This window comes from Bradyrhizobium pachyrhizi (assembly GCF_001189245.1).
GTDB lineage: Bacteria > Pseudomonadota > Alphaproteobacteria > Rhizobiales > Xanthobacteraceae > Bradyrhizobium > Bradyrhizobium pachyrhizi.
Map to the genome: position 1 here is coordinate 166,727 of NZ_LFIQ01000076.1, position 25,135 is coordinate 191,861.

A 25,135-nucleotide genomic window follows, 5' to 3' on the forward strand; every position below is an offset into this window, starting at 1 on the left:
TGACGTCTGCGAGCAGGTGGCGAAGGAGATCAACGACAGCTACGGCAAGGGCACCGCGGTTGCGATCGCGGCCAACATCTCGTCGAAGGAAAACCTGCAGAACCTGGTCGACGAGAGCAACCGCGCCTTCGGCAAGATCGACGTGTTGGTCTGCAACGCGGCGTCCAATCCTTACTACGGTCCGCTCGCCGGCATCTCCGACGATCAGTTCCGCAAGATCCTCGACAACAACATCGTCGCCAACAACTGGCTGATCTCGATGGTGGTACCGCAGATGATCGAGCGAAAGGATGGCTCGATCATCATCGTGTCCTCGATCGGCGGCCTGAAGGGCTCGACCATCCTCGGCGCCTACGCGATCTCCAAGGCCGCCGACATGCAGCTCGCGCGCAACCTCGCCTGCGAATACGGCAAGCACAATATCCGCGTGAACTGCATCGCGCCCGGCCTGATCAAGACCGACTTTGCGAAGGCGCTGTGGGACAATCCGGACAATCTGAAGGCATCGACCGCGCGCTCGCCGCTGCTGCGGATCGGCGTGCCGGACGAGATCGCGGGCGCCGCCGTGATGATGGGCTCGCGCGCCGGCGACTTCATGACCGGCCAGACCATCGTGATCGACGGCGGCGCGACGATCAGCTGACGCCTTCGTTGGCGCGCAAAGCGCGCCACGCACTCAAGATGTCATCACCCGCGAAAGCGGGTGATCCAGTACGCCGAGGCCTCTCGATTCATCACGACTGCCGCGGCGTACTGGATGCCCCGCATGCGCGGGGCATGACAGTGTTGAGGACGAGGGGAGCGCGGCGATTACTCCACCGCCGCGTACACGCCGTTGCGCACCAGCGAGCGGGTATATTCGCGCTGGCCCGGGCCCTGCATCATGAAGACCGCGATCAGGTCTTCGCTCGGATCGATCCAGAAGAACGTGCCGGCCATGCCGCTCCAGAAATACTGGCTGACCGAGCCGGAGAACGGCGCGATGCCCTGCTGCATGCGCACGGCGAAGCCGAGGCCGAAGCTGTGGCCGGGCGACACCAGCGTGCCCTGGATCTTCACGCCGGCGCCCAGGTGATCGGAGGCCATGAATTCGAGCGTCTTGCGGCCGATGATCCTGGTGCCGTCGAGCGAGCCGCCGTTCAGCAGCATCTGCGCGAAGCGGGCGTAGTCCATCGTGGTCGAAACCAGTCCGCCGCCGCCGGATTCCATCGCCGGCTGCTCCAGCATGTTGAACAGCTGCACCTTCTCGCTGGTCCAGGGATCGTTGGCAAACGCCTCGGCGAGGCGGCCGGCATTGGCTTCCCCGGTATGGAAGGCGGTCTCGGTCATCTGCAGCGGCGCGAGGATGCATTCGGTGAGGTACGCGCCGAGCATCTTGCCGCTGACGACCTCGATGATGCGGCCGAGGATGTCGGTGGAGCGGCTGTAGTTCCATTCGGCGCCGGGCTGGCAGACCAGCGGCATGCCGGCGAGCATGGTGGCGTGCTCGGCATTGGTGATCTTGCGGCTGCGCAGCCGCGACTGCTGATAGAGCTGCTGCACCGGGCCGTTGCCGGTGTGGTCATAAGTAAGTCCAGACGTGTGGCGGAGCAGGTCCTGGATCGTCATCTGCCGCTGCACGGGTACCAGCTCGAGCTTGCCGTTGTTCTCGACGCCGACCTTGGTCTCGGCGAATTCGGGGATGAACTTCGCGACGGGGTCGTTGAGCAGGAAGTGGCCGTCCTCCAGCAGCTGCATGATGCCGACCGAGACGATCGGCTTGGTCATCGAGAAGATGCGGAAGATCGTGTCATGGGCCATCGGCGCCGAGGCGGTCGGGCTTTGCCGGCCGATCGCGTCGAACCAGCCGATCTGGCCGCGCCGCGCCACCAGCACCGTCACGCCGGGCACTGTTCCCTTGTCGACCTCGCGGCGGAAGGTGTCGGACATCGCCTGCAGCCGCGCGCTCGACAATCCGATCGATTCGGGCTTGGCGAGGGGGAGGGAGGGGGTGGTCGGGCTGGCGGCGTGCTTGGTGGCGGTTTGGGCGTTCATGGTCTCTCCCTGGTTCTTGATTCTTGCGGCGAGGTGCCGGCATGGCGTGATCTTGGGGTGATCGCTGAAGTCTGGCGCAGAAGTTTTGCAATGAACAGAAGCTTCGCTGCTTCGCCCTTGCAAACCGGCCATGCCCTGTGCTTGAAACGGCGCGAACCGGCGGCGACGCGGGTTCCCTGCAGGAGTGTAGCTCAATTGGTAGAGCACCGGTCTCCAAAACCGGGGGTCGCAGGTTCGAGCCCTGCCACTCCTGCCAGCTTTTACCCAATCATTTGAAGGTGTTGGCCGAGGTCCCCGACCCCGGCCATGATCATGTTTGCCTACTTGATGAGCGGGCAGCCGCCGTCCTTCAGCGGCCGGAACGCCTGGTCGCCGGGCACTTCGGCGAGCACCTTGTAGTAATCCCACGGCGCTTTCGATTCCTCGGGCTTCTTGACCTCGAACAGGAACATCGAGTGCACCATGCGGCCGTCCTCGCGCACCACGCCGTTGTCGGTGAAGGCGTCGCGGACCGGGGTCGCGCGCATCTTGGCCAGCACCGGCTTGGTTTCCTTGGTGCCGGCGGCCTTCACCGCGTTGAGGTAGTGCAGGGTGGCGCTGTAGGTCGCGGCCTGGTTCATCGTCGGCATCCGCTTCATGCGCTCGAAGAAGCGCTTGCCGAAGGCGCGGGTGCGGTCATTGAGGTCCCAGTAGTAGGCCTCGGTAATGATCAGGCCCTGCGCGAGCTTCAGCCCGAGGCTGTGGATATCCGAGATGAACATCACGATGCCGGCGAGGTTCTGCCCGCCCGCGACGATGCCGAATTCGGAGGCCTGCTTGATGGTGTTGATGGTGTCGGCGCCGCCGTTGGCCATGCCGATGATCTTGGCCTTCGAAGCCTGCGCCTGCAGCAGGAAGGACGAGAAGTCCGGCGTGTTGAGCGGATGCCGCGCGCTGCCGAGCACCTTGCCGCCGGCGGCGCGGACCACGTCGCCGGTGTCGCGCTCGATCGAATGGCCGAACAGATAGTCGGCGGTGATGAAGAACCAGGTATCGCCGCCGTTCTTCACGATCGCGCTGCCGACGGTGTGGGCATTGGCGTAGGTGTCGTAGGTCCAGTGCAGCGTGTAGGGCGAGCAGGACTTGCCGGTGATGTCGGAGCTCGCCGCATCCGTCACGATCATGATCTTCTCGAACTGCTTCGACATCTCCATGCCGGCGAGCGCGGTCGCCGAAGTCGGCATGTCGATGATCATGTCGACATTCTCGGCCTCGTACCATTTGCGGGTGATGGTGGCGGCGACGTCGGCTTTGTTGAGGGCGTCGGCGGTGACGAGCTCGATCGGCTTGCCAAACATCGACCCGCCGAACTCCTCGATCGCCATCTTGGTGGCCTCGACATTGCCGGCGCCGCCGATGTCCGAATAGACCGACTGGAAATCCGTGAGCACGCCGATCTTGAGCGGCGCCTGCTGCGCGAGCGCCGGCCCTGCCAGCACAGCCGCGATCAGGCCGGCGGCGGACAGATTCGTGACGATGGATTTCATGATGGCGTGCCTCCCCGAAGGTGTTCTTATCAATTTGTCCGACAAAGCTAGATTTGCCCGGTTCCGGTGTCAATTCCGGCCGCTTGGGTGCGACAATCAGGCCGGATATTACTCATTTGACGCCCCAAGGGCCTTCGCCTATCCTTTGTCGGACAAACGACAATCGGGCCGGGGGAGCTGAAGATGCCCACCACGCCGCTGTTCCGGCGCATCGATGTCGCGCCGGCCTATCAGAAGGTCGCCGACGCGATCGAACGCGAGATCATCAACGGCCGGATCAAGCCGGGCGAGCCGATCGGCACCGAGCAGCAGCTGGTTGCGCAGTTCGGCGTCAACCGCTCGACGGTGCGCGAAGGCATTCGCGTACTCGAGGAGGGCGGGCTGATCCGCCGCGATTCCAGCCGCCGGCTGCAGGCCTGCCTGCCGCGCTACAACAAGCTCGCGACGCGACTGTCCCGTGCGCTGATCCTGCACGAGGTGACGTTCCGCGAACTGTTCGAGACCTCGATGACGCTGGAGGTCGCGAGCGTCGAGGGCGCGGTGGAGCGCGCGACCGAGGAGAACATCGCCGAGCTCGCCGGCAATCTCGAGCGCAGCGCAGCTGTCGTCGGCAATCCCGCTGCGCTTGCCGAGCTCGATGCGGAATTCCATGTGCTGATGGCCAAGGCCTCGCAGAACCGCGTGCTGCAGCTGGCGCGCGAGCCCGCCGCACAACTGTTCTTTCCGACCACCGAGATGATCGTGGGCGGCGTGCCCGAGGGCGGCACGCGGCTGGTCGAGGCGCACCATCATCTGCTCGACGCGATCAAGCGGCGCGACAAGGAGGCCGGCGTGCTGTGGACGCGGCGGCACCTGCAGGACTGGCGGCGTGGCTTCGAGAAGATCGCCTCGCTCGATCGCTCGGTCGAGCACACCTACATGGAACACGCTTACGCCGCGCGGCAATAGGGACGGCGCGGCCAAACAAGACGAAAACAAGACAACGACAACAAAGCACATTCGGGAGGGACAAATGAGCGGAGACATCGCAGCAACCATCCAGCGCGCCCGCGAGCACAGCATCGGCGATCTGCTGCGCCGGTCGGCGAAGCGCTACCCCGGCAAGACCGCGCTGATCTGCGGCGCGGTGAGCTGGAGCTTTGCGGAGATGGACGCGATCTGCAATCGGCTCGGCCGCGGCTTGCTCGCGCTCGGCGTTGCCAAGGGCGATCGCGTCGCGGTGCTGTCGCGCAACTCGCACGGCTTCGCCGCGCTGCGCTTTGCGGTGGCCCGGATCGGCGCGATCCTGGTGCCGATCAACTTCATGCTCAATCCGCACGAGATCAATTTCATCCTCGCCAATTCCGGCGCCAAGCTGCTCGCGGTCGGCCCCGATTTCGTGGAGACGGCGCACGCTGCCGCCGCCAAGGGCTCGGCGGTCGAGACCCTGATCTGGCTGCCGGGCGAGGATCCGGCCACCGCGCCCGACGGCATCACGACGTTCGACAGCCTGCTGCACAGCGACGCGTCGGCGCCGGAGGCGTCGGTGGACAGTCGCGATCCCGCGCAGATCATCTACACCAGCGGCACCGAGTCGCTGCCGAAGGGCGCGATCCTCACCCACGAAGCCGTTATGTGGCAGTATGTCAGCTGCATCATCGACGGCGGCATGGCGACGGACGACACGGTGCTGCACGCGCTGCCGCTCTATCACTGCGCGCAGCTCGACGTTTTCCTGGGGCCCGCGATCTATCTCGGCGCCACAAGTCTCATTACCGGCAAGCCGGTGCCTGACAATGTCCTGGCGCTGATCGCGGCCCACAAGATCAATTCGTTCTTCGCGCCGCCGACGATCTGGATCGCGATGCTGCGCTCGGGCGCGTTCGACCGCACCGACCTGTCGACCCTGCGCAAGGGTTACTACGGCGCTTCGATCATGCCGGTCGAGGTGCTGCTCGAGTTGCAGCGGCGGCTGCCCGAGGTGAAGTTCTGGAATTTCTACGGCCAGACCGAGATCGCGCCGCTCGCGACCGTGCTGACGCCGGAGGACCAGCTGCCGAAGGCGGGCTCGGCCGGCAAGCCCGCGATCAATGTCGAGACGCGGGTGGTCAGGCCGGACATGACCGACGTCGGGGTCGGGGAGGTCGGCGAGATCGTGCATCGCTCGCCGCATCTGTTGTCCGGCTATTACAACGATCCGGTCAAGACCGCGGCCGCGTTCGCCGGCGGCTGGTTTCATTCCGGCGATCTCGCGACCGTCGATGCCGACGGCTACATCACCGTCGTCGATCGCGTGAAGGACATGATCAAGAGCGGCGGCGAGAATGTCGCGAGCCGCGAGGTCGAGGAGATGATCTATCGCCTGCCTTCGGTGTCGGAGGTTGCGGTGGTCGGGCTGCCCGATCCGCGCTGGATCGAGGCGGTGACCGCGATCGTCGTGGTCAGGGCCGGCGAAAGCCTCGATGCCGATATGGTGATCAAGCATTGCGCGGCGTCGATGGCTCATTTCAAGGTGCCGAAGCAGGTCATCTTCGTGGATGCCTTGCCGAAGAATCCGAGCGGCAAGCTGCTCAAGCGCGAGCTGCGCCAGCGCTATGTCGGCGGCGCCACGCTGGACCAGGCGGTGCAGAAGAGCTTCGCCGGCTAGGCGGTCTACTGGCCAGCCGTCGCCGGCGCCTTGTCCGACCATTCCGGCGGCAAGCCAAGCTTGCCGGCGGCCATTCCGACCAGGCCGGGACTGCGGCCGAACGCCTCGCAGGCCGCGTATTTCGGTTTGCCGCCGAGCGTGGCGCCAATCTTGTCGAACGATGGCAGCTCTGGCGCCTTTCCGAACGGCGTGCTGCCGGTGACGACGAGCTTGCTGAAATCGTCGCTGAAGGAAGGGGCGAGATCGTAGGCGTCACCGGCGCTCGAGACCATGGGCGAGTTGGTGAACGAATTCGCCCCGCGGGCCCAAATCATCGCCGCCTGCTGGCGGCTGGCCTGATCGCGCACCTCGGCTTCGACGGTCAGGCTGCCAAGTCCGACCGGCAACCGCGGCACCGGCACCGGCACGCCTGCGCCGAGCGCGCTCGGCAGGAAGCTGACCACCTTGGAAGTGCCCGCCGCGACCTCGTCGGTGGGCGCCGCCTGGGTGACAAGCGCATGCAACGACAGATCCGCAGGCTGATCGGCACCAACGACCTGAAGCCGCTCGCTCAGGCCGACGCACAGCGAACGATCGATCGCGTTGGCCACCAGGTGCCGCTGCTCCTGCGACAGCGTCGGCGACGCTGCCTGCGAGAAGGTCGTCGGGACGATCCGCACCGTCTTCGCAGCGAGGACCTCGTCCTTGTTGACGCGAACCAGCGATTTCGCCAGCACTCCGTCGGACGGCGTGAGATTGTCGTAGGATGCCAATGACCCGCCCCGCGTCATCGGTGCGCTGGCACAGCCCGACAACAACGCCACCACTACCGCAGCGGTGGCAAGCAGGGACGGCCGATTGGGCTGACCATTGCGCGACGCCCGGCCCGTGCTCTGCGCATCAGTCGCAGCGCCCGGCAGAAATTCGATTCTCATGTACCCCTCGAACGACCGCTCACCCCACGAACGATCGGACGTCACGATAGGGCAGGGCCGCCCGGGTCGGGATTAAGAGATATTAAGTCAGATGTAGCTCGCGAAAACCGCGCGACCTATTTGAGCCACATTTGGCCGTGCAGGCTTAACAAAACGCTATATTTGCGCGCTGCGCATCCGGGGCCGAGGCCTCTAAAATGCCGTGATGCAAATCCTGGAATACGACCTCGTGGCTTTCCCCGTCACCAACGCACGCATCCTCTGCGTCGAGGACGATGCCGATATCGCGCGCATGTTGGCTGAGGTGCTTGAGGACAACGGCTTCCGACCGGTGCTGGTCGGCTCGGCCGTGGAGATGGACGCGCTGCTCAAGCGCGAGAGCTTTGATCTCGTCGTACTCGACGTGATGCTGCCGGGCGAGGATGGGCTGAGCATCTGCCGGCGCCTGCGCATGTCGTCTTCGATTCCGATCATCATGGTCACCGCGCGCGGCGAGGACATCGACCGCATCCTCGGCCTCGAGCTCGGTGCCGATGACTACGTCACCAAGCCGTTCAATTCGCGCGAGCTGGTCGCCCGCATCCGGGCATTGCTGCGCCGCGTCGAGAGCGGCGCCTCGTCGCGGTCACGGCCGCGTCCGCTGACCTTTGCCGGATGGCGCATCAACCCCACCACCCGCGAGCTGCATGACCCCGCGGGCGTTCGGATCACGCTGACCGGTGCCGAGTTCGATCTGCTGCTGGCGTTCTGCCGCAATCCTGGGCAGGTGCTGTCACGTGAGCAATTGATCGAGCAGGCCTTCGGTGGCCTGATCGCATCGGTCGAGCGAAGCGTCGACGTTCACATCAGCCGCATCAGGCAGAAGATCGAACCGGATCCGAAGGACCGCTCGATGATCAAGACGGTGCGGCTCGGCGGCTACGTGTTCACGCCCGCGGTCGAGCCGCTCTGATGGGATGGGCGCAGCGGCTGATGCCGCGCAGCATCGCCGCGCAGCTCATGAGCCTCGTCGCGCTCTCGGAATTGATCGGCATCATGCTCGCAGCTGTGACCGTCATCTTTCTGTTCGATTCTCCCTCGGTCAACGACACGCAGAAGTTTCTTGCCGGGCGGGTCGCGGAGCTCACGCAGCTTCTGCGTTTCACGAAGACGCCCGTCGACGCCGAAGAACTGCTGGCGGCAGCCAGGCGCGGCGGTCTCGACGCCAGGCGCGTCGCGTTGAGCGAACTCGTGCCTCGGACGGTCGGTGAGACGCGGCCGTTTTCCATAAGAGCGTTTCGGCAGCTGGCGGCCGAGTCCGGAATTGAGTTGCTGGAAGAACTGCGCCATCCGGCGGGCTCGTCGTCACAGGTGCTCGTGAAGCTCGACGACGGCCACGCGTTGATGGCCGACGTTGCGGTCAAGGGCGGCTTCTGGTCCTTTTTGCTCCGCCCGGTGGCAGGAGGCGGGATCATCGTGCTGATCTCGATGCTGCTGCTGTCGGTCTATGCGGTGCGTTGGGTGATTGCGCCGCTGGCCGATGTCGCGCGTGCCGCGACCTCGTTCGGCCGCTCGCCGCGGGCTCCCGAGGTGTTGCGCCGGCGCGGTCCGCTCGAAATCGCCCAGGTCGCCGACGCGCTGAACGACATGCGCACGCGTATCGCAGCGCTGCTCGACGACCGCACCCGCATGCTCGCCGCCATCAGTCATGACCTGCGGACGCCGCTGACCCGGCTCAGGCTGCGTACCGAGCGCGTCGGCGACGACACCCTGCGCCCTGCGATGCTGGGCGATATCGCCAAGATGACGCGCATGATCAACGAGACCCTGGAGTATCTGCGCGAGGATGCTCGCTCGGAGGCGGCGTCGTTCATCGACCTGCCGAGCTTCCTGCAGACCATCTGTTCGGACTTCGCCGACATGGGCCACGCGGTATCCTATGTCGGGCCGGCGCGTCTGCCTTATGCCTGCCGGCCCCGCGCGCTGTCGCGCGCCGTCACCAATATCGTGGAGAATGCGGTCAAGCACGGCAGCAAGGTCGCGGTGACGCTTCGCCCCATAGAGGCCGGCCACATCGAGATCGAGGTGGCCGACGACGGTCCGGGCATTCCGCCGGCGCTGCACGACAAGGTATTCGAGCCCTTCTTCAAGGCCGACAGCGCCCGGCAGGAGGGGGGCTTCGGGCTGGGGCTATCGATCGCGCAGGATATCGCCAAGCGCCATGGCGGCAGCATCGCGTTGAGGCTGCGGGAGCCGAGCGGACTGCTCGTATCGATGCTGCTGCCGCCAAAACCCGGCCTGGCCTAGAGGAGGCGAGACGGACGACGCTGATCGCGCCAGGACGCCAGGGGATTGCAGGGCGCCGGCTAAGCCCTTGATTTGGAGAGACCAATGCCCGATCTGCCCGAACCGGGCGGGCGCCGGGTCGGACCCCGTCGACCTTGACGTTTGGCCGGTCTCGCAGTAGATACCCGGCACTCGCAGCCGGCCCGCTTTGATGGCGGATATCCGGCGCGGCCTAATTCCCCGAACATTCGAGCTCGTTTATCGGCTCAACCTTCCAAACGAGGGCTGGGTCCGCAAGGTCGGCTGTTCGGATTCCTTGAAACGTTGCAATCGTCCGGAGACGGACGCGGATCTCACGATGGCTTTCAGCCCGTTCAAATTCCTGCAGGAAGTGCGCTCGGAGACCGCCAAGGTCACCTGGCCGACGCGCCGCGAGACGACCATCACCACCATCATGGTGTTCGTGATGGTGGCGCTGGCCTCGGTCTTCTTCTTCGCCGCAGATCAGATCATTCGTTATCTGATTACCCTGATACTGGGCATCCACTGATGAGCATGGGAACTCAATTGATGGACAAGCGCTGGTACATCGTTCACGCCTATTCGAACTTCGAGAAGAAGGTTCAGGAATCCATCCGCGAGCAGGCCAAGCAGCGCGGGCTGGAAGAGCTGTTCGAGCAGATTCTCGTGCCGACCGAAAAGGTCACCGAGGTGCGGCGCGGCCGCAAGATCGATGCCGAGCGCAAGTTCTTCCCGGGCTATGTGCTGGTGAAGATGAAGCTGACCGACGAGGCGTTCCATCTGATCAAGAACACCCCGAAGGTGACCGGCTTCCTCGGCGCGGAAAACAAGCCGATGCCGATCTCGGAGGCCGAGGCGATGCGGATCCTGCACCAGGTGCAGGAGGGCGTGGAGCGCCCGAAGGCGTCGGTGTCGTTCGAAATCGGCGAGAACGTGCGCGTGGCCGACGGCCCGTTCGCTTCGTTCTCCGGCGTGGTGGAAGAAATCGACGAGGCGCGCTCGCGCGTGAAGGTCGCGGTGTCGATCTTCGGCCGCGCGACGCCCGTGGAACTGGAATTCGGTCAGGTCGAAAAGGTGGTCTGACCGGACGGCGCGGGGTATATGCCTCGCGTCAAGTAGAGAGGCCGTGGGAGGGAGGAGGCGGTCGCCAGCCCCTTCAACCGAACCACGGAACCTGAAACCGCCGGCCCGTCCGGCACAACAGGAGTGATAAATGGCAAAGAAGGTGACCGGATACCTGAAGCTTCAGGTCCCGGCCGGTGCGGCGAATCCTTCGCCCCCGATCGGTCCCGCGCTTGGTCAGCGCGGTCTGAACATCATGGAGTTCTGCAAGGCGTTCAACGCGCAGACCCAGAAGGAAGAGAAGAACACCCCGATCCCGGTGATCATCACCATCTATGCGGACCGGTCCTTCACCTTCGAGATGAAGACCCCTCCGATGTCCTACTTCCTCAAGCAGGCCGCCAAGATCCAGTCCGGATCGAAGGCGCCGGGCCGTGACAAGGCCGGCAAGGTGACCAAGGCGCAGGTGCGCGAGATCGCCGAGAAGAAGATGAAGGACTTGAATTGCGACACCATCGAATCGGCCATGAAGATGGTCGAGGGCTCTGCCCGTTCGATGGGTCTGGAAGTTGCGGGGTAACGGGCCATGTCAATCGGAAAGCGTTTGAAGAAGGCCCGCGAGGGCGTCGATCGCGAGAAGCTCTATCCGCTCGCGGATGCCATCAAGATGGTCAAGGAGCGCGCCAAGTCGAAGTTCGACGAGACGATCGAGATCGCGATCAATCTCGGCGTCGACCCGCGCCATGCCGACCAGATGGTCCGCGGCGTCGTCAACCTGCCGAACGGAACCGGCCGTACGCTTCGCGTCGGCGTGTTTGCGCGCGGCGCCAAAGCTGAGGAAGCCAAGGCCGCCGGTGCCGACGTCGTCGGTGCCGAAGACCTGGTCGAGAAGGTGCAGGGCGGCGCGATCGATTTCGATCGTTGTATCGCCACGCCCGACATGATGCCCCTGGTTGGCCGCCTCGGTAAGGTGCTCGGTCCGCGCGGCATGATGCCGAACCCGAAGATCGGCACCGTGACCATGGACGTCACCAACGCCGTGAAGGGTGCCAAGGGCGGCTCGGTCGAGTTCCGCGTCGAGAAGGCCGGCATCGTGCAGGCCGGCATCGGCAAGGCCTCGTTCTCCGAGGACAAGCTGGTCGAGAACGTCAAGGCGCTTGCAGACGCCGTCTCCAAGGCGAAGCCGGCGGGCTCCAAGGGCACCTACATCCAGCGCGTGGCGGTTTCCTCCACCATGGGCCCGGGCGTGAAGGTCGAGCCGGGCACGATCCTCGGCTGAGATCCTTGGCCGTGACGAGATAAAGAGGGGCGGGACCGGGCAACCGGTTCCGCCCTTTGTTTTTGCCAAAGCGTTTTCAAGCGAAGTGGCTACCGGTTCGCGTGAAGAAAACGCGCCAAGACAAGATCTGAAGCCTCTCGCAAGAAAGAACAACAATGCCCGATAAGGTCCTGGTTTATTCACGCTTTCCCAAGGCCCAGCTGATCCGCTTCGGCGAGCGCTATGAGCTGCTGAACGCGGCGGGCAAGCGATTGGACGAAGCGTTCCCGGCGGCCGAGCTCGCCGATATCAGCGCCATGATCACCGCGGGCGGCACGGCGCTCGGCACGGAGGCCATGGACATGCTGCCGAAGCTCGGCGCGATCGTCTGCTACGGCACTGGCTATGACGGCGTCGATCTCGCCGCTGCCGCCAGACGCGGCATCGCGGTCGGCCACAGCCCGGGGGCCAATGCGGCCTCCGTCGCCGACACCGCGGTCACCTTGATGCTGGCGTCGGTGCGGCGGCTGCTGGTGGCTGACGATTACGTGCGGGGCGGCGACTGGGCCGGTGCAAAGCCCTCGCCGATGATGCGGCCGCAGGCCGGCATGCGCGGCCGCAAGGTCGGCGTCTACGGCATAGGCGAGATCGGCCGCAAGATCGCCGCCCGCGTCGCCGCCTTCGAGACCGAGGTCGGCTATTTCAGCCGCTCGAAGCACGAGGTGCCCTATCAATACTTTCCGACGCTGGAGGCGCTCGCCGATTGGTGCAGCGTGCTGCTGGTGGCCGTCCGCGCCGGCGCCGAGACCGAGCATGCGGTCAATGCCGACATCCTGCGCCGGCTCGGCAGCGACGGGTTCGTCGTCAACATCGCGCGCGGCTCGGTCATCGACGAGAAGGCGCTGGTCGCAGCGTTGACCGACGGCGTGATCGCCGGAGCCGGCCTCGACGTCTTCGCGAGGGAGCCACATGCGCCCGATGCGCTGACCGCGTTGCCGAACGTGGTGCTGTCGCCGCATCTCGGCGGCCACACGCTGGAATCGCACGTCGCCATGCAGGATTGCGTGCTGGCCAATCTCGACGCGTTCTTTGCCGGCAAGCCGCTCGCCTATCCGGTGGCGACGGCGTCCTGACCGCAGCTTCAGCTCCGGCGCGGCGCGTGGCGCAGCTTGTCCGGGTTGCGGACGATGTAGATCGCCGCAATCCGGCCAGTCTCGCCGTCGATCGCCATGCTCAGCGTGTGGTCGACTTCGCCATCGAGGAAGATCAGCGCGCCCGCGCTGCCATTGACCAGCATCGGTTCGACGCGAACCTCGCTGCCGGCGTTCTTGCCGGCGATACCGATGATGAAGCGGACGATCTTCTCTGCCCCCTTGATCGGCTTCAGCGCCGCCAGCTTGCGGCCGCCGCCGTCGGTGATCGCGATGGCATCCGCGCGCAGCAGGTTGGCGAGGGCGGAGACGTCGCCGCTGGCCGCGGCCTTGCAGAATGCCGTCAGCAGCCGTGCGTGGCCTTCGGGTGGCTCGACGGGAACAGGGCGGTTGTCGCGGACCGATCGGCGGGCGCGCGCGGCGAGCTGCCGGCAGGCCGCCTCGCTGCGCTCGAGGGTGCGGGCAACTTCCGCGAATGGCCGGTCGAACACGTCGTGCAGCAGGAACGCGGCGCGCTCGAGCGGCGTCAGGGCGTCGAGCGCCAGCATCAGCGCGAAGGAGAGATCGTCGGCGAGTTCGGTCGCCGCCTCGGCCGACAGCGTCTCGTCGAACACCGGCTCGGGCAACCAGGCGCCGACATAGACTTCGCGCTGGGCGCGGGCGCTCTTCAGCCGGTCGAGGCAAAGCCGGGTCACCACGGTGACGAGGAACGCCTCGGGATTGCGGACGTCGTCCGCCGCGGCGAAGCGCAGCCAGGCGTCCTGGACCACATCGTCGGCATCGCCGCGGCTGCCGAGCATGCGATAGGCAAGCCCGGTCAGCCGCGCCCGATACGGCGCCAGCGGGTCGCGCTCAGGCGGCCTGCTTGATGACATCGATCTGATGGCCGGCCACGGTCACGCGGCGACACTCCCTGGCATATCCCAGCGCCAGCTTCATCATGGGGAAGATGCGGCCGATTTGTAGGGCCATGGCGAGGTCGATCACGCCTTTTTCGCCCCAGCGCGCGCGAACCGCGTCGCGGCAGGCGTCATCGTCGGCCGAGCGTTGCACGATCGCGTCGGCGAAGTGGAAGCCGAGCGCGGTGTCCGCGGTCATGGCGGCAACATCGCGCCGGAGCACGGCGGTGACCTGCCGCTCCGCCACTCCTGCCTCGATCGCCATGTCGACGACCAGTTGCGCGCAGGGACCGCAATCTTCCGCCAGCGCGCCGGTGAGCTTGGCGGCGTAGAAGGCCTCAACCGGCGCGACCGCGCGGTAGGCGGCGGCCTTCATCGCGCCGGCGAATTTGAAGAACGCGGCGGGCGATTCCTTCAGCATGATCTCGAGATAGGTGGTGTCGTAGCCGTAGCGCCTGGAATAGGCGCGCAGCATGCGGCGCGCGATGAAGCTACGCATGTCGTTCTCCTTGATTTGGCAGGGCGGAATAGAGGGCGAGCGCCGCGGGCAGGACGACCGCCACCAGATCGGATGCGGCATGGCGGTCGTGGCCGCCGGCGATCATCACGAGATGCAGCAGGCCGTGGCCGGCCAGGAACGCGGCGCCCGCGACCGCTGCCGGCCACCAGGCCGGCCACAAGGCTCGCGCCGCCAGGCCGAGCCCGGCCACGATGAATGCAATGCCGACGTCCTGGACCAAATGAGGGTTGAAAGAACCGGTATCGGCGGCGCCGGGCACCAGCGACCACCAGAGGGAACCGGCCGACAGCATCACCAGCCCATTGGCGAGGTTGAAGAGGGCGAGAATTCCTGCAATCCATCGTTTCATGCGAGCCTCCAGCGCCCAGACGAGCGACGGCATTGGAGCGTGACGCCGTCCGGCAAGAAATTTTTCGCTGGGCCAGCAGGTCGCCGAACTGGTCTGAAATTTGCTCTTGGCAAGCAGGGCAGGACCGGCTACATAGCGCCTTCCGGGCGTGCTGGCACTTGCTGGCATGTCCGTGCTCGCAATCCGAAAACCTGAGATGATAGGAGATCATTCCTTTCCGCATGCCCGCAAGGATGCTCGAAAGGAAGGAGACCCGTCGCCTTCAGAGGAATGAGAGCAGGGGCCTTCAGCGTGCTGAAGTGCCTCGATCCTGTCCAAGACTGCAGGCGCCCGCGAGAACCTGGTGTTTTCAACGGCTTAATCGCATGGCCTGCATAGACGGGTGAAGACCGGATTTTGCACTCCACGTCGCGATCAGTTCGCGGCCGGGAGGCTGGTTTGGTTCGAACCTCGACAGCCCATGGCCGCAAGGCTCTGGGAGGGCAGGCTTCTAGATGTCGTCTTGCCCGGCATGTCCGAAGGGTCTTGCGCCCCAAGGATCAGGTTTAGGGCGGGACGATGGGTGCAACCCGGCGGTCCTGCCTTCGCGGAAAGGCCGCCAACCGGAAAGAGCTTGCTGTGGAACGAGCGGCAAAAAAAGAGTCGGTCGAACAACTTAACGAGGTCTTCAAGACCACGTCGGTTGCGATCGTTGCTCACTATTCCGGCCTCACCGTGGCCCAGATGCAGAAGCTGCGCATGCAGATGAAGCAGGCGGGCGCGTCGGTGAAGGTCTCGAAGAACCGTCTCGCCAAAATTGCTCTTGAAGGCACTGACGTCGCTGCCATCGGCTCCCTGCTGAAGGGGCCGACCGTGATCGCTACTTCGAACGATCCGGTTGCGGCGCCAAAGGTTGCCATCGAATTCGCCAAGGCGAACGAGAAGTTCGTCATCCTCGGTGGCTCGATGGGTAAAACCGTCCTGAATGTCGACAGCGTGAAGGCGCTTGCCTCACTGCCGTCGCTCGACGAACTGCGCGGCAAGATCGTTGGCCTCCTCGTGGCGCCGGCGACCAAGCTTGCTCAGCTCTCCAACGCGCCTGCGGCCAAGCTCGCACGCGTCATTCAGGCTCATGCCTCAAAGGGCGAAGCGGCCTGACCCTTCGCTAATCTCAAACCTGGTTCGAACCAAACGTTTAAGGAACTGAACAATGGCTGACTTGCAGAAAATCGTTGACGACCTCTCGAGCCTCACCGTGCTCGAAGCGGCCGAACTCGCCAAGCTCCTCGAAGAAAAGTGGGGCGTGTCCGCCGCTGCCGCCGTTGCGGTTGCCGGCCCGGCTGCTGGTGGTGGCGGTGCCGCTGCTCCGGCTGAAGAGAAGACCGACTTCACCGTCGTGCTGGCTGGGGCCGGCGACAAGAAGATCGAAGTCATCAAGGAAGTCCGCGCCATCACCGGCCTGGGCCTGAAGGAAGCCAAGGACCTCGTCGAAGGCGCTCCGAAGCCCGTCAAGGAAGGCGTCAACAAGGAAGAAGCCGACAAGATCAAGGCCCAGCTCGAGAAGGCTGGCGCCAAGGTCGAGCTCAAGTAATGCGCGATCCGGGAGCGCCGCAGGGCGCTCCCGGGCCATGCAAACGCCGTGCGACAGGTTGTCGCGTGGCGCGCCGGACACAAAAAAGTGTGGGGATCCGTGGACTTAACCCTCGAATCTCCTTTATTGCCATCCCATATCGGGTTGGCAGCGGAAAAACACGGTAGGCGGCGGGGACGGCAGGGTCCTCGGCGGAAGCCGTTGGGAGACAGTCAGATTTCGGGCTTTTTCAGTCCGTAAAGCGGAGCGTTTGGACGAGCGGGTGCAGTGATGCGCCCCGCGCGTTGTTTTGCGTTTTGGAGGTGGTCGGGGCCGGGACGGGGATTTAATTCCTGACTTTGCGCTTCGTTCCTTCGAGACGATTCGAAATTCAACCCGGGGCCGATGGCAGTCGCTCCCGGAAGGTTCGCCCCACAAAGGCGACGAAAATGAGAGGCCACGATGGCGCAGCAGACATTCACCGGTCGCAAACGCGTACGCAAGTTTTTCGGTCACATCAAGGAAGTCGCCGAGATGCCGAACCTCATCGAGGTTCAGAAGGCGTCCTATGACCAGTTCCTGATGGTCGACGAGCCGACCGGCGGTCGGCTCGACGAGGGCCTGCAGGCGGTATTCCGCTCGGTGTTTCCGATCTCGGATTTCTCCGGCACCTCGATGCTCGAATTCGTCCGCTACGAGTTCGAACAGCCGAAATATGACGTCGACGAGTGCCGTCAGCGCGGCATGACCTTCGCTGCGCCGCTCAAGGTGACGCTGCGTCTCATCGTGTTCGATATCGACGAGGAAACCGGCGCCAAGTCGGTGAAGGACATCAAGGAGCAGGACGTCTACATGGGCGATATCCCGCTCATGACGATGAACGGCACCTTCGTCGTCAACGGCACCGAGCGCGTCATCGTCTCGCAGATGCACCGTTCGCCGGGCGTGTTCTTCGACCACGACAAGGGCAAGACCCATTCGTCCGGCAAGCTGCTGTTTGCCGCGCGCGTGATTCCGTATCGCGGTTCCTGGCTCGACATCGAGTTCGACGCCAAGGACATCGTGTTCGCGCGCATCGACCGCCGCCGCAAGCTGCCCGTGACCTCGCTGATGTACGCGCTCGGTCTCGACGGCGAGCAGATCCTGTCGACCTTCTACAAGAAGATCACCTACAAGCGGACCAAGGACGGATGGCGCGTGCCGTTCGATGCCAACCGCTTCCGCGGCTATTCGACCGTCAACGACCTGATCGACGCCGACACCGGCAAGGTGGTGCTCGAGGCCGGCAAGAAGCTGACCGTGCGCCAGGCGCGCCAGCTTCAGGAGAAGGGCCTGAAGGCGCTGCGCATGTCGGACGAGGAGCTCGTCGGCAACTATCTCGCCGAGGATCTCGTCAACCCGAAGACCGGTGAGATCTACGCCGAAGCCGGCGAGGAGATCACCGAGAAGTCGCTCAAGGTGCTGAACGAGCAGGGCTACAAGGACCTGCCGCTGCTCGACATCGACCACGTCAATGTCGGCGCCTACATCCGCAACACGCTGTCTGCCGACAAGAACATGACGCGCGAGGACGCGCTGTTCGACATCTACCGCGTGATGCGTCCGGGCGAGCCGCCGACGCTGGATTCGGCGCAGGCGATGTTCCAGTCGCTGTTCTTCGACGCCGAGCGCTACGACCTCTCCGCGGTCGGCCGCGTCAAGATGAACATGCGCCTCGAGCTCGATGCGCCTGATACCCATCGCACGCTGCGCAAGGAAGACATCCTGGCCGTCATCAAGACGCTGGTCGACCTGCGCGACGGCAAGGGCGAGATCGACGACATCGACCACCTCGGCAACCGCCGGGTGCGCTCGGTCGGCGAGCTCATGGAAAACCAGTACCGGATCGGCCTGCTCCGCATGGAGCGCGCGATCAAGGAGCGCATGTCGAGCGTCGATATCGACACCGTGATGCCGCAGGACCTGATCAACGCCAAGCCCGCGGCCGCCGCGGTGCGCGAGTTCTTCGGCTCCTCGCAGCTGTCGCAGTTCATGGACCAGACCAACCCGCTGTCGGAGATCACCCACAAGCGGCGTCTGTCGGCGCTTGGCCCGGGCGGTCTAACCCGCGAGCGCGCCGGCTTCGAAGTCCGCGACGTGCATCCGACGCATTACGGCCGCATCTGCCCGATCGAGACGCCGGAAGGTCCGAACATCGGCCTGATCAACTCGCTGGCGACGTTCGCGCGCGTCAACAAGTACGGCTTCGTCGAGACGCCCTATCGCAAGATCAAGGACGGCCGGGTCACCGACGAGGTGATCTATCTGTCGGCGATGGAAGAGGGCCGCTACCGCGTCGCGCAGGCCAACGTGCCGCTCGATGCCAAGGGCCGCTTCACCGACGACCTCGTAGTCTGCCGTCACGCCGGCGAAGTGCTGCCGGTGACGCCGGACAAGGTCGACTACATGGACGTGTCGCCGAAGCAGCTGGTTTCGGTCGCCGCGGCGCTGATCCCGTTCCTCGAGAACGACGACGCCAACCGCGCGCTGATGGGCTCGAACATGCAGCGCCAGGCGGTGCCGCTGGTTCGCGCCGAGGCGCCGTTCGTCGGCACCGGCATGGAAGGCGTGGTCGCCCGTGACTCGGGCGCGGCGATTGCCGCGCGCCGCTCGGGCGTGATCGACCAGATCGACGCCACCCGCGTCGTGATCCGCGCCACCGAGGATCTCGATCCGACCAAGTCGGGCGTCGATATCTACCGGCTGATGAAGTACCAGCGCTCCAACCAGTCGACCTGCATCAACCAGCGTCCGCTGGTGAAGGTCGGCGACATCGTCAAGAAGGGCGACATCATCGCCGACGGTCCGTCGACCGATCTCGGCGAGCTCGCGCTCGGCCGCAACGTGCTGGTCGCGTTCATGCCGTGGAACGGCTACAACTTCGAAGACTCGATCCTGCTCTCCGAGCGGATCGTGAAGGACGACGTCTTCACCTCGATTCACATCGAGGAGTTCGAGGTGATGGCCCGCGACACCAAGCTCGGTCCTGAGGAAATCACCCGCGACATTCCGAACGTCTCGGAAGAAGCGCTGAAGAACCTCGACGAAGCCGGTATCGTCTACATCGGTGCGGAAGTCCGCGCCGGCGACATCCTGGTCGGCAAGATCACGCCGAAGGGCGAGAGCCCGATGACGCCGGAAGAGAAGCTGCTTCGCGCCATCTTCGGCGAGAAGGCCTCCGACGTCCGCGACACCTCGCTGCGCGTGCCTCCGGGCGTGCAGGGCACCATCGTGGAAGTCCGCGTGTTCAACCGCCACGGCGTCGACAAGGACGAGCGTGCGCTGGCGATCGAGCGCGAGGAGATCGAGCGTCTCGCCAAGGACCGCGACGACGAGCAGGCGATCCTGGACCGCAACGTCTACAACCGCCTCGCCGAGCTGCTGGAGAACCGCCAGGGCATCGCCGGCCCGAAGGGCTTCAAGAAGGATACCAAGATCACCCGCGCGGTGCTCGACGAGTATCCGAAGTCGCAGTGGTGGCTGTTCGCCTCGCCGAACGACAAGCTGATGGCCGAGATCGAGGCCATGCGGAAGCAGTACGACGAGTCGAAGAAGGGCCTCGAGCAGCGCTTCCTCGACAAGGTCGAGAAGCTGCAGCGTGGCGACGAGCTGCCGCCCGGCGTGATGAAGATGGTCAAGGTCTTCGTCGCGGTGAAGCGCAAGATCCAGCCCGGCGACAAGATGGCCGGCCGTCACGGCAACAAGGGTGTGGTGTCGAAGATCGTGCCGATCGAGGACATGCCGTTCCTCGAGGACGGAACGCATGCCGACATCGTGCTCAATCCGCTCGGCGTGCCGTCGCGCATGAACGTCGGTCAGATCCTTGAGACCCATCTCGGTTGGGCCTGCGCCGGCCTCGGCAAGCGCATCGGCCAGACCATCGACGCCTACTATCAGAAGCAGGATCTCAAGCCGCTGCGCGAGACCCTGAAGAAGATCTATGGCGAGGATGAAACCATCAAGTCGCTGAACGAGAACGAGCTGGTCGAGCTCGGCCGCAATCTGAGCCACGGCGTGCCGATCGCAACGCCGGTGTTCGACGGCGCCAAGGAGGCCGACATCGAGGAGATGCTGAAGCTCGCGGGCTTCGACGCCTCCGGCCAGTCGACCGTCTATGACGGCCGCACCGGCGATGCGTTCGATCGCAAGGTGACGATGGGCTACATCTACATGCTCAAGCTGCACCACCTCGTGGACGACAAGATCCACGCGCGTTCGATCGGTCCGTACTCGCTCGTCACCCAGCAGCCGCTGGGCGGCAAGGCGCAGTTCGGCGGCCAGCGCTTCGGCGAAATGGAGGTCTGGGCGCTGGAAGCTTACGGCGCCGCCTACACGCTGCAGGAGATGCTGACCGTGAAGTCGGACGACGTCGCTGGCCGTACCAAGGTGTACGAGGCGATCGTGCGCGGCGACGACACCTTCGAGGCCGGTATTCCGGAATCGTTCAACGTGCTGGTCAAGGAAATGCGCTCGCTCGGCCTCAACGTCGACCTGCACAATTCCAAGGTGGGACCGGCGCCGACGTCGGAAGCGGCCGAGTAACGCTGTGATCATGCCCGGCGCGAGACGCGCCGGGCCTCCGCACTCCGCTCGGACGTTGGGTGGGGGCGCGGGCTGAATAGAAGTTTCGAATTTGCTGCCGGTGACGATCGGCACGCGAGGAGAAGACCATGAATCAAGAGATTATGAATCTTTTCAATCCGACGACCCCGGCCCAGGTCTTCGACCAGATCCGGATTTCGATCGCGTCTCCGGAGAAGATTCTGTCCTGGTCCTACGGCGAGATCAAGAAGCCGGAGACCATCAACTACCGCACCTTCAAGCCGGAGCGTGACGGCCTGTTCTGCGCGCGCATCTTCGGGCCGATCAAGGACTACGAGTGCTTGTGCGGCAAGTACAAGCGGATGAAGTACAAGGGCATCATCTGCGAGAAGTGCTCGGTCGAGGTGACGCTGTCGCGCGTCCGGCGCGAGCGCATGGGCCATATCGAGCTGGCGGCGCCGGTCGCCCACATCTGGTTCCTGAAGTCGCTGCCCTCGCGCATCGGCCTCCTGCTCGACATGACGCTGAAGGATCTCGAACGGATCCTGTACTTTGAATACTACGTCGTGCTCGAGCCGGGTCTCACCGCGCTGAAGGACCGTCAGCTGCTGTCGGAAGACGAGTACCTGAAGGCGCAGGACGAGTACGGCCAGGATTCCTTCACCGCCATGATCGGCGCGGAGGCGATCCGCGAGTTGCTGAAGGGGCTCGAGCTCGAGAAGCTCGAGGCGACGCTGCGTGCCGACATGGCGGAGACCGACTCCGACATCAAGCACAAGAAGCTCGCCAAGCGTCTGAAGATCGTCGAGGCTTTCCGCGTTTCCGGCAACAAGCCGGAATGGATGATCATGACGGTCGTGCCGGTGATTCCGCCGGACCTGCGTCCGCTGGTGCCGCTCGACGGCGGCCGGTTCGCGACCTCCGACCTCAACGACCTGTACCGCCGCGTCATCAACCGCAACAACCGCCTGAAGCGGCTGATGGAGCTGCGTGCGCCCGACATCATCATCCGCAACGAAAAGCGCATGCTGCAGGAGGCCGTCGACGCACTGTTCGACAACGGCCGCCGCGGCCGCGTCATCACCGGCGCCAACAAGCGTCCGCTGAAGTCGCTCGCCGACATGCTGAAGGGCAAGCAGGGCCGGTTCCGCCAGAACCTGCTCGGCAAGCGCGTCGACTATTCGGGCCGTTCGGTGATCGTGGTCGGTCCCGAGCTGCGCCTGCATCAGTGCGGCCTGCCGAAGAAGATGGCGCTCGAGCTGTTCAAGCCGTTCATCTACTCGCGGCTCGACGCCAAGGGCCTGTCCACCACGGTGAAGCAGGCCAAGAAGCTGGTCGAGAAGGAGCGTCCGGAGGTCTGGGATATCCTCGACGAGGTGATCCGCGAGCATCCGGTGCTGCTCAACCGCGCGCCGACGCTGCATCGCCTGGGCATCCAGGCGTTCGAGCCGGTGCTGATCGAAGGCAAGGCGATCCAGCTGCATCCGCTGGTCTGCGCCGCCTTCAACGCCGACTTCGACGGCGACCAGATGGCCGTGCACGTTCCGCTGTCGCTCGAAGCGCAGCTGGAAGCGCGCGTCCTGATGATGTCGACCAACAACATCCTGCATCCGGCGAACGGCCAGCCGATCATCGTGCCGTCGCAGGACATCGTGCTCGGCCTCTACTACGTCTCGATCATGCGCGAAGGCCTGCCCGGCGAGGGCAAGATCTTCGGCGACATGGCCGAGCTCGAGCACGCCCTGCATTCGAAGGTCATCCACCTCCACACCAAGATCAAGTACCGGTGGGAAGGCCTCGACGAGGAAGGCAAGCAGTCCAAGCGCTGGATCGAAACCACCGCGGGCCGCGTCATGCTCGGCAACCTGCTGCCGAAGAACCCGAAGATCTCGTACGACATCATCAACAAGCTGATGACCAAGCGCGAGATCTCCGGCGTGATCGACCAGGTCTACCGGCACTGCGGTCAGAAGGAGACGGTGATCTTCTGCGACCGCATCATGGCGCTCGGCTTCTACAACGCCTTCAAGGCGGGCATCTCGTTCGGCAAGGACGACATGGTCGTGCCGGCGTCGAAGTGGAAGATCGTCGATCAGACCCGTACGCTGGCGAAGGATTTCGAGCAGCAGTACAATGACGGCCTGATCACCCATGGCGAGAAGTACAACAAGGTCGTCGACGCCTGGTCGAAGGCCGGTGAAGAAGTCGCCAAGGCGATGATGAAGGAGATCTCGTCCACCAAGAAGACGGCGGCGGGCGCGGATGCCGACATCAACTCGATCTACATGATGGCGCACTCCGGTGCGCGTGGTTCGCCGGCCCAGATGCGCCAGCTCGCCGGCATGCGCGGCCTGATGGCCAAGCCGTCGGGCGAGATCATCGAGACGCCGATCATTTCCAACTTCAAGGAAGGTCTGTCGGTGCTCGAGTACTTCAACTCGACCCACGGCGCCCGCAAGGGCCTCGCGGACACCGCGTTGAAGACCGCGAACTCGGGCTACCTGACCCGCCGTCTGGTCGACGTCGCGCAGGACTGCATCATCACGCAGACCGACTGCGGCACCACGCTCGGCATCAAGATGCGCGCCATCGTCGACGCCGGCACGGTCGTCGCCTCGCTCGGCTCCCGCATCCTGGGCCGCGTGGCCTGCGATGACGTGCGCGATCCCGCCACCAACGAGGTGATCATCAAGCGTGACACCTTGATGGAGGAGAGCCATGTCGACGCGATCCAGCAGGCCGGCATCCAGGAAGTGAAGATCCGCTCGGCGCTGACCTGCGAGCTGATCAACGGCATCTGCGCCAAGTGCTACGGCCGCGACCTGGCCCGCGGCACCCCGGTCAACCACGGTGAGGCCGTCGGCGTCATCGCGGCGCAGTCGATCGGTGAGCCCGGCACGCAGCTGACGATGCGCACGTTCCACATCGGCGGCGCCGCGCAGCTCAACGAGCAGTCGTTCGTGGAATCGAACTTCGACGGCAAGATCGTGATCAAGAACAAGGCGATTGCCCGCAACAGCGAAGGCAGCCTGATCGCGATGGTGCGCAACATGGTCGTTGCGATCGTCGATGCCGACGGCACCGAGCGTGCAACCCACCGTATTCAATACGGTTCGAAGATGCATGTCGACGAAGGCGACATGGTCAAGCGCGGCCAGCGCATCGCCGAGTGGGACCCCTATACCCGCCCGGTCCTCACCGAAGTCGAGGGCACGATCGGGTTCGAGGATCTGGTCGAAGGCCAGTCGATCTCGGAAACGCTCGACGAATCGACCGGTATCGCCAAGCGCGTGGTCATCGACTGGCGCACGACGCGCGGCGGTTCGGACCTGCGTCCGGCCATCGTGGTCAAGGGCAAGGACGGCAAGGTGCTGAAGCTCGCGCGTGGCGGCGATGCCCGCTACATGCTGTCGGTCGATGGCATTCTGTCGGTCGACGTCGGCGCGAAGGTGATGCCCGGCGACATCCTGGCGCGTATCTCGACCGAGAGCGCCAAGACGCGTGACATCACCGGCGGTCTGCCGCGGGTGGCGGAACTGTTCGAGGCTCGCAAGCCGAAGGATGCGGCGATCATCGCGGAGACCGCGGGAACGATCCGCTTCGGCCGCGACTACAAGAACAAGCGCCGCATCTCGATCGAGCCGATGGACAAGACCGAGGAGCCGCGCGAGTACCTGATCCCGAAGGGCAAGCACATCCACTTGCAGGACGGCGACATCGTCGAAAAGGGCGATTTCATCGTCGAAGGCAATCCGGCGCCGCACGACATCCTGGCGATCAAGGGCATCGAGGAACTCGCTGCCTATCTGGTCAACGAAATCCAGGAGGTCTACCGGTTGCAGGGCGTGCTCATCAACGACAAGCACATCGAGGTGATTGTCCGTCAGATGCTGCAGAAGGTCGAGGTCACCGATCAGGGCGACACCGACATGATCTCGGGCGAGCAGGTCGACAAGATCGAGTTCGACGCGCTCAATACCAAGGCCAAGGAGGAGGGCAAGAAGCCCGCCACGGGTACGCCGGTTCTGCTCGGCATCACCAAGGCGAGCCTGCAGACCCGCTCCTTCTTCTCGGCGGCGTCGTTCCAGGAGACCACGCGCGTGCTCACCGAAGCTGCGGTCAACGGCAAGGTGGACCCGCTCGAGGGCCTCAAGGAGAACGTCATTGTCGGCCGCTTGATCCCGGCCGGCACCGGCGCCTCGATGGCGCGGATACGCGAAGTCGCGGTCAAGCGCGACAAGCTGATCCTCGACGAGCGCGAGAAGCAGCAGGCGGCGATCGTGCCGACGGCTCCGGAAGCGGAGCCGCTGGCGCTGCCGCCCGCGGAATAGGCATCCGCAAGACTACGGGTATGGCGAGAAGGCCGGCGTTTAGCCGGCC

At 64.6% G+C, this 25,135-nt stretch carries 20 protein-coding genes and 1 tRNA gene; 15 read left to right on the forward strand and 6 right to left on the reverse strand.

Features of this window, described 5'->3' with window-relative positions:
* A partial coding sequence (locus AKL29_RS15835; protein ID WP_244482071.1) for an SDR family NAD(P)-dependent oxidoreductase occupies window positions 1–643 on the forward strand: 643 nt, incomplete at its 5' end.
* A gap of 167 nt (window positions 644–810) precedes the next feature.
* On the opposite strand, the gene AKL29_RS15840 is transcribed toward AKL29_RS15835, so the two are convergent.
* Complete coding sequence (locus AKL29_RS15840; protein WP_050384828.1) at window positions 811–2,034, reverse strand: serine hydrolase domain-containing protein; 1,224 nt, start codon at window positions 2,032–2,034, stop codon at window positions 811–813.
* Between the two features lie 180 nt (window positions 2,035–2,214).
* Between AKL29_RS15840 and AKL29_RS15845 the strand changes: the two genes are divergently transcribed.
* Window positions 2,215–2,290: transfer RNA gene (locus tag AKL29_RS15845), tRNA-Trp, on the forward strand.
* Between the two features lie 64 nt (window positions 2,291–2,354).
* Here AKL29_RS15845 and AKL29_RS15850 read toward each other — a convergent pair.
* Window positions 2,355–3,560 carry an ABC transporter substrate-binding protein gene (locus AKL29_RS15850; protein ID WP_028335442.1) on the reverse strand — a complete coding sequence of 402 codons (1,206 nt, stop codon included), beginning with the start codon at window positions 3,558–3,560 and terminating at the stop codon, window positions 2,355–2,357.
* 183 nt (window positions 3,561–3,743) lie between these two features.
* On the opposite strand from AKL29_RS15850, the gene AKL29_RS15855 reads away from it, so the two are divergent.
* Together AKL29_RS15855 and AKL29_RS15860 are read left to right on the forward strand one after the other, a co-directional pair.
* Complete coding sequence (locus tag AKL29_RS15855; RefSeq protein WP_050384829.1) at window positions 3,744–4,508, forward strand: FadR/GntR family transcriptional regulator; 765 nt, start codon at window positions 3,744–3,746, stop codon at window positions 4,506–4,508.
* 64 nt (window positions 4,509–4,572) lie between these two features.
* Window positions 4,573–6,186: an acyl-CoA synthetase gene (locus AKL29_RS15860; RefSeq protein ID WP_050384830.1), complete on the forward strand. Its 1,614-nt coding sequence runs from the start codon at window positions 4,573–4,575 to the stop codon at window positions 6,184–6,186.
* A 5-nt stretch (window positions 6,187–6,191) separates the two neighbouring features.
* Here AKL29_RS15860 and AKL29_RS15865 read toward each other — a convergent pair whose 3' ends face one another.
* On the reverse strand, window positions 6,192–7,100 hold the full coding sequence (locus AKL29_RS15865) for a DUF3313 domain-containing protein (RefSeq protein ID WP_050384831.1): 909 nt from the start codon (window positions 7,098–7,100) through the stop codon (window positions 6,192–6,194).
* Window positions 7,101–7,305: 205 nt separating this feature from the next.
* On the opposite strand from AKL29_RS15865, the gene AKL29_RS15870 reads away from it, so the two are divergent.
* The 7 genes from AKL29_RS15870 to AKL29_RS15900 all read left to right on the forward strand — a co-directional run bounded on the left by AKL29_RS15870 (window position 7,306) and on the right by AKL29_RS15900 (window position 12,839).
* Window positions 7,306–8,052 (forward strand): response regulator, encoded by a 747-nt coding sequence (locus AKL29_RS15870; RefSeq protein WP_050384832.1) that lies wholly within the window; start codon window positions 7,306–7,308, stop codon window positions 8,050–8,052.
* Between the two features lie 20 nt (window positions 8,053–8,072).
* Complete coding sequence (locus AKL29_RS15875; protein ID WP_160321755.1) at window positions 8,073–9,386, forward strand: ATP-binding protein; 1,314 nt, start codon at window positions 8,073–8,075, stop codon at window positions 9,384–9,386.
* Window positions 9,387–9,723: 337 nt separating this feature from the next.
* Window positions 9,724–9,915: a preprotein translocase subunit SecE gene (gene secE / locus AKL29_RS15880; RefSeq protein ID WP_028335448.1), complete on the forward strand. Its 192-nt coding sequence runs from the start codon at window positions 9,724–9,726 to the stop codon at window positions 9,913–9,915.
* A gap of 20 nt (window positions 9,916–9,935) precedes the next feature.
* Window positions 9,936–10,469 carry a transcription termination/antitermination protein NusG gene (nusG, locus tag AKL29_RS15885; RefSeq protein ID WP_021081670.1) on the forward strand — a complete coding sequence of 178 codons (534 nt, stop codon included), beginning with the start codon at window positions 9,936–9,938 and terminating at the stop codon, window positions 10,467–10,469.
* Window positions 10,470–10,599: 130 nt separating this feature from the next.
* Window positions 10,600–11,028, forward strand: coding sequence for a 50S ribosomal protein L11 (rplK, locus tag AKL29_RS15890; RefSeq protein WP_011088164.1), 429 nt, complete (start codon window positions 10,600–10,602; stop codon window positions 11,026–11,028).
* 6 nt (window positions 11,029–11,034) lie between these two features.
* Entirely contained in the window at window positions 11,035–11,727 is a 693-nt protein-coding gene (rplA, locus tag AKL29_RS15895) for a 50S ribosomal protein L1 (protein ID WP_018272150.1), read from the forward strand.
* 155 nt (window positions 11,728–11,882) lie between these two features.
* Window positions 11,883–12,839, forward strand: a complete 957-nt coding sequence (locus AKL29_RS15900; RefSeq protein ID WP_050384834.1) for a 2-hydroxyacid dehydrogenase — start codon at window positions 11,883–11,885, stop codon at window positions 12,837–12,839.
* An 8-nt stretch (window positions 12,840–12,847) separates the two neighbouring features.
* On the opposite strand, the gene sigJ is transcribed toward AKL29_RS15900, so the two are convergent.
* The 3 genes from sigJ to AKL29_RS15915 are packed head-to-tail and all read right to left on the reverse strand — an operon-like array spanning window position 12,848 to window position 14,658.
* A complete protein-coding gene (gene sigJ, locus AKL29_RS15905; RefSeq protein ID WP_028335450.1) occupies window positions 12,848–13,732 on the reverse strand; it encodes an RNA polymerase sigma factor SigJ in 885 nt (294 codons plus the stop codon).
* The gene (locus AKL29_RS15910) at window positions 13,710–14,255 is read right to left on the reverse strand and encodes a hypothetical protein (protein ID WP_028335451.1); all 546 of its coding nucleotides are present in this window, start codon (window positions 14,253–14,255) and stop codon (window positions 13,710–13,712) included. The genes sigJ and AKL29_RS15910 overlap by 23 nt, the downstream gene beginning before the upstream one ends.
* The gene (locus AKL29_RS15915) at window positions 14,248–14,658 is read right to left on the reverse strand and encodes a hypothetical protein (protein ID WP_050384835.1); all 411 of its coding nucleotides are present in this window, start codon (window positions 14,656–14,658) and stop codon (window positions 14,248–14,250) included. Before AKL29_RS15915 ends, AKL29_RS15910 begins: the two co-directional genes overlap by 8 nt.
* Before the next feature lie 585 nt (window positions 14,659–15,243).
* On the opposite strand from AKL29_RS15915, the gene rplJ reads away from it, so the two are divergent.
* From rplJ to rpoC, 4 genes are all read left to right on the forward strand, one after another.
* Window positions 15,244–15,762, forward strand: a complete 519-nt coding sequence (gene rplJ, locus AKL29_RS15920; RefSeq protein ID WP_028335452.1) for a 50S ribosomal protein L10 — start codon at window positions 15,244–15,246, stop codon at window positions 15,760–15,762.
* A 52-nt stretch (window positions 15,763–15,814) separates the two neighbouring features.
* Window positions 15,815–16,195 carry a 50S ribosomal protein L7/L12 gene (gene rplL / locus AKL29_RS15925; protein ID WP_028335453.1) on the forward strand — a complete coding sequence of 127 codons (381 nt, stop codon included), beginning with the start codon at window positions 15,815–15,817 and terminating at the stop codon, window positions 16,193–16,195.
* A gap of 441 nt (window positions 16,196–16,636) precedes the next feature.
* Window positions 16,637–20,755, forward strand: coding sequence for a DNA-directed RNA polymerase subunit beta (gene rpoB / locus AKL29_RS15930; RefSeq protein ID WP_028335454.1), 4,119 nt, complete (start codon window positions 16,637–16,639; stop codon window positions 20,753–20,755).
* Window positions 20,756–20,883: 128 nt separating this feature from the next.
* The gene (gene rpoC, locus AKL29_RS15935; RefSeq protein WP_028335455.1) at window positions 20,884–25,086 is read left to right on the forward strand and encodes a DNA-directed RNA polymerase subunit beta'; all 4,203 of its coding nucleotides are present in this window, start codon (window positions 20,884–20,886) and stop codon (window positions 25,084–25,086) included.
* Window positions 25,087–25,135 lie beyond the last annotated feature (49 nt).

Coding starts and splice junctions, on each gene's coding strand:
- AKL29_RS15840 (WP_050384828.1), bottom strand. CDS start 2,034: ATGAACGCCCAAACCGCCACCAAGCACGCCGCCAGCCCGACCACCCCC.
- AKL29_RS15850 (WP_028335442.1), bottom strand. CDS start 3,560: ATGAAATCCATCGTCACGAATCTGTCCGCCGCCGGCCTGATCGCGGCT.
- AKL29_RS15855 (WP_050384829.1), top strand. CDS start 3,744: ATGCCCACCACGCCGCTGTTCCGGCGCATCGATGTCGCGCCGGCCTAT.
- AKL29_RS15860 (WP_050384830.1), top strand. CDS start 4,573: ATGAGCGGAGACATCGCAGCAACCATCCAGCGCGCCCGCGAGCACAGC.
- AKL29_RS15865 (WP_050384831.1), bottom strand. CDS start 7,100: ATGAGAATCGAATTTCTGCCGGGCGCTGCGACTGATGCGCAGAGCACG.
- AKL29_RS15870 (WP_050384832.1), top strand. CDS start 7,306: ATGCAAATCCTGGAATACGACCTCGTGGCTTTCCCCGTCACCAACGCA.
- AKL29_RS15875 (WP_160321755.1), top strand. CDS start 8,073: ATGCCGCGCAGCATCGCCGCGCAGCTCATGAGCCTCGTCGCGCTCTCG.
- secE (WP_028335448.1), top strand. CDS start 9,724: ATGGCTTTCAGCCCGTTCAAATTCCTGCAGGAAGTGCGCTCGGAGACC.
- nusG (WP_021081670.1), top strand. CDS start 9,936: ATGGACAAGCGCTGGTACATCGTTCACGCCTATTCGAACTTCGAGAAG.
- rplK (WP_011088164.1), top strand. CDS start 10,600: ATGGCAAAGAAGGTGACCGGATACCTGAAGCTTCAGGTCCCGGCCGGT.
- rplA (WP_018272150.1), top strand. CDS start 11,035: ATGTCAATCGGAAAGCGTTTGAAGAAGGCCCGCGAGGGCGTCGATCGC.
- AKL29_RS15900 (WP_050384834.1), top strand. CDS start 11,883: ATGCCCGATAAGGTCCTGGTTTATTCACGCTTTCCCAAGGCCCAGCTG.
- sigJ (WP_028335450.1), bottom strand. CDS start 13,732: ATGTCATCAAGCAGGCCGCCTGAGCGCGACCCGCTGGCGCCGTATCGG.
- AKL29_RS15910 (WP_028335451.1), bottom strand. CDS start 14,255: ATGCGTAGCTTCATCGCGCGCCGCATGCTGCGCGCCTATTCCAGGCGC.
- AKL29_RS15915 (WP_050384835.1), bottom strand. CDS start 14,658: ATGCCGTCGCTCGTCTGGGCGCTGGAGGCTCGCATGAAACGATGGATT.
- rplL (WP_028335453.1), top strand. CDS start 15,815: ATGGCTGACTTGCAGAAAATCGTTGACGACCTCTCGAGCCTCACCGTG.
- rpoB (WP_028335454.1), top strand. CDS start 16,637: ATGGCGCAGCAGACATTCACCGGTCGCAAACGCGTACGCAAGTTTTTC.
- rpoC (WP_028335455.1), top strand. CDS start 20,884: ATGAATCAAGAGATTATGAATCTTTTCAATCCGACGACCCCGGCCCAG.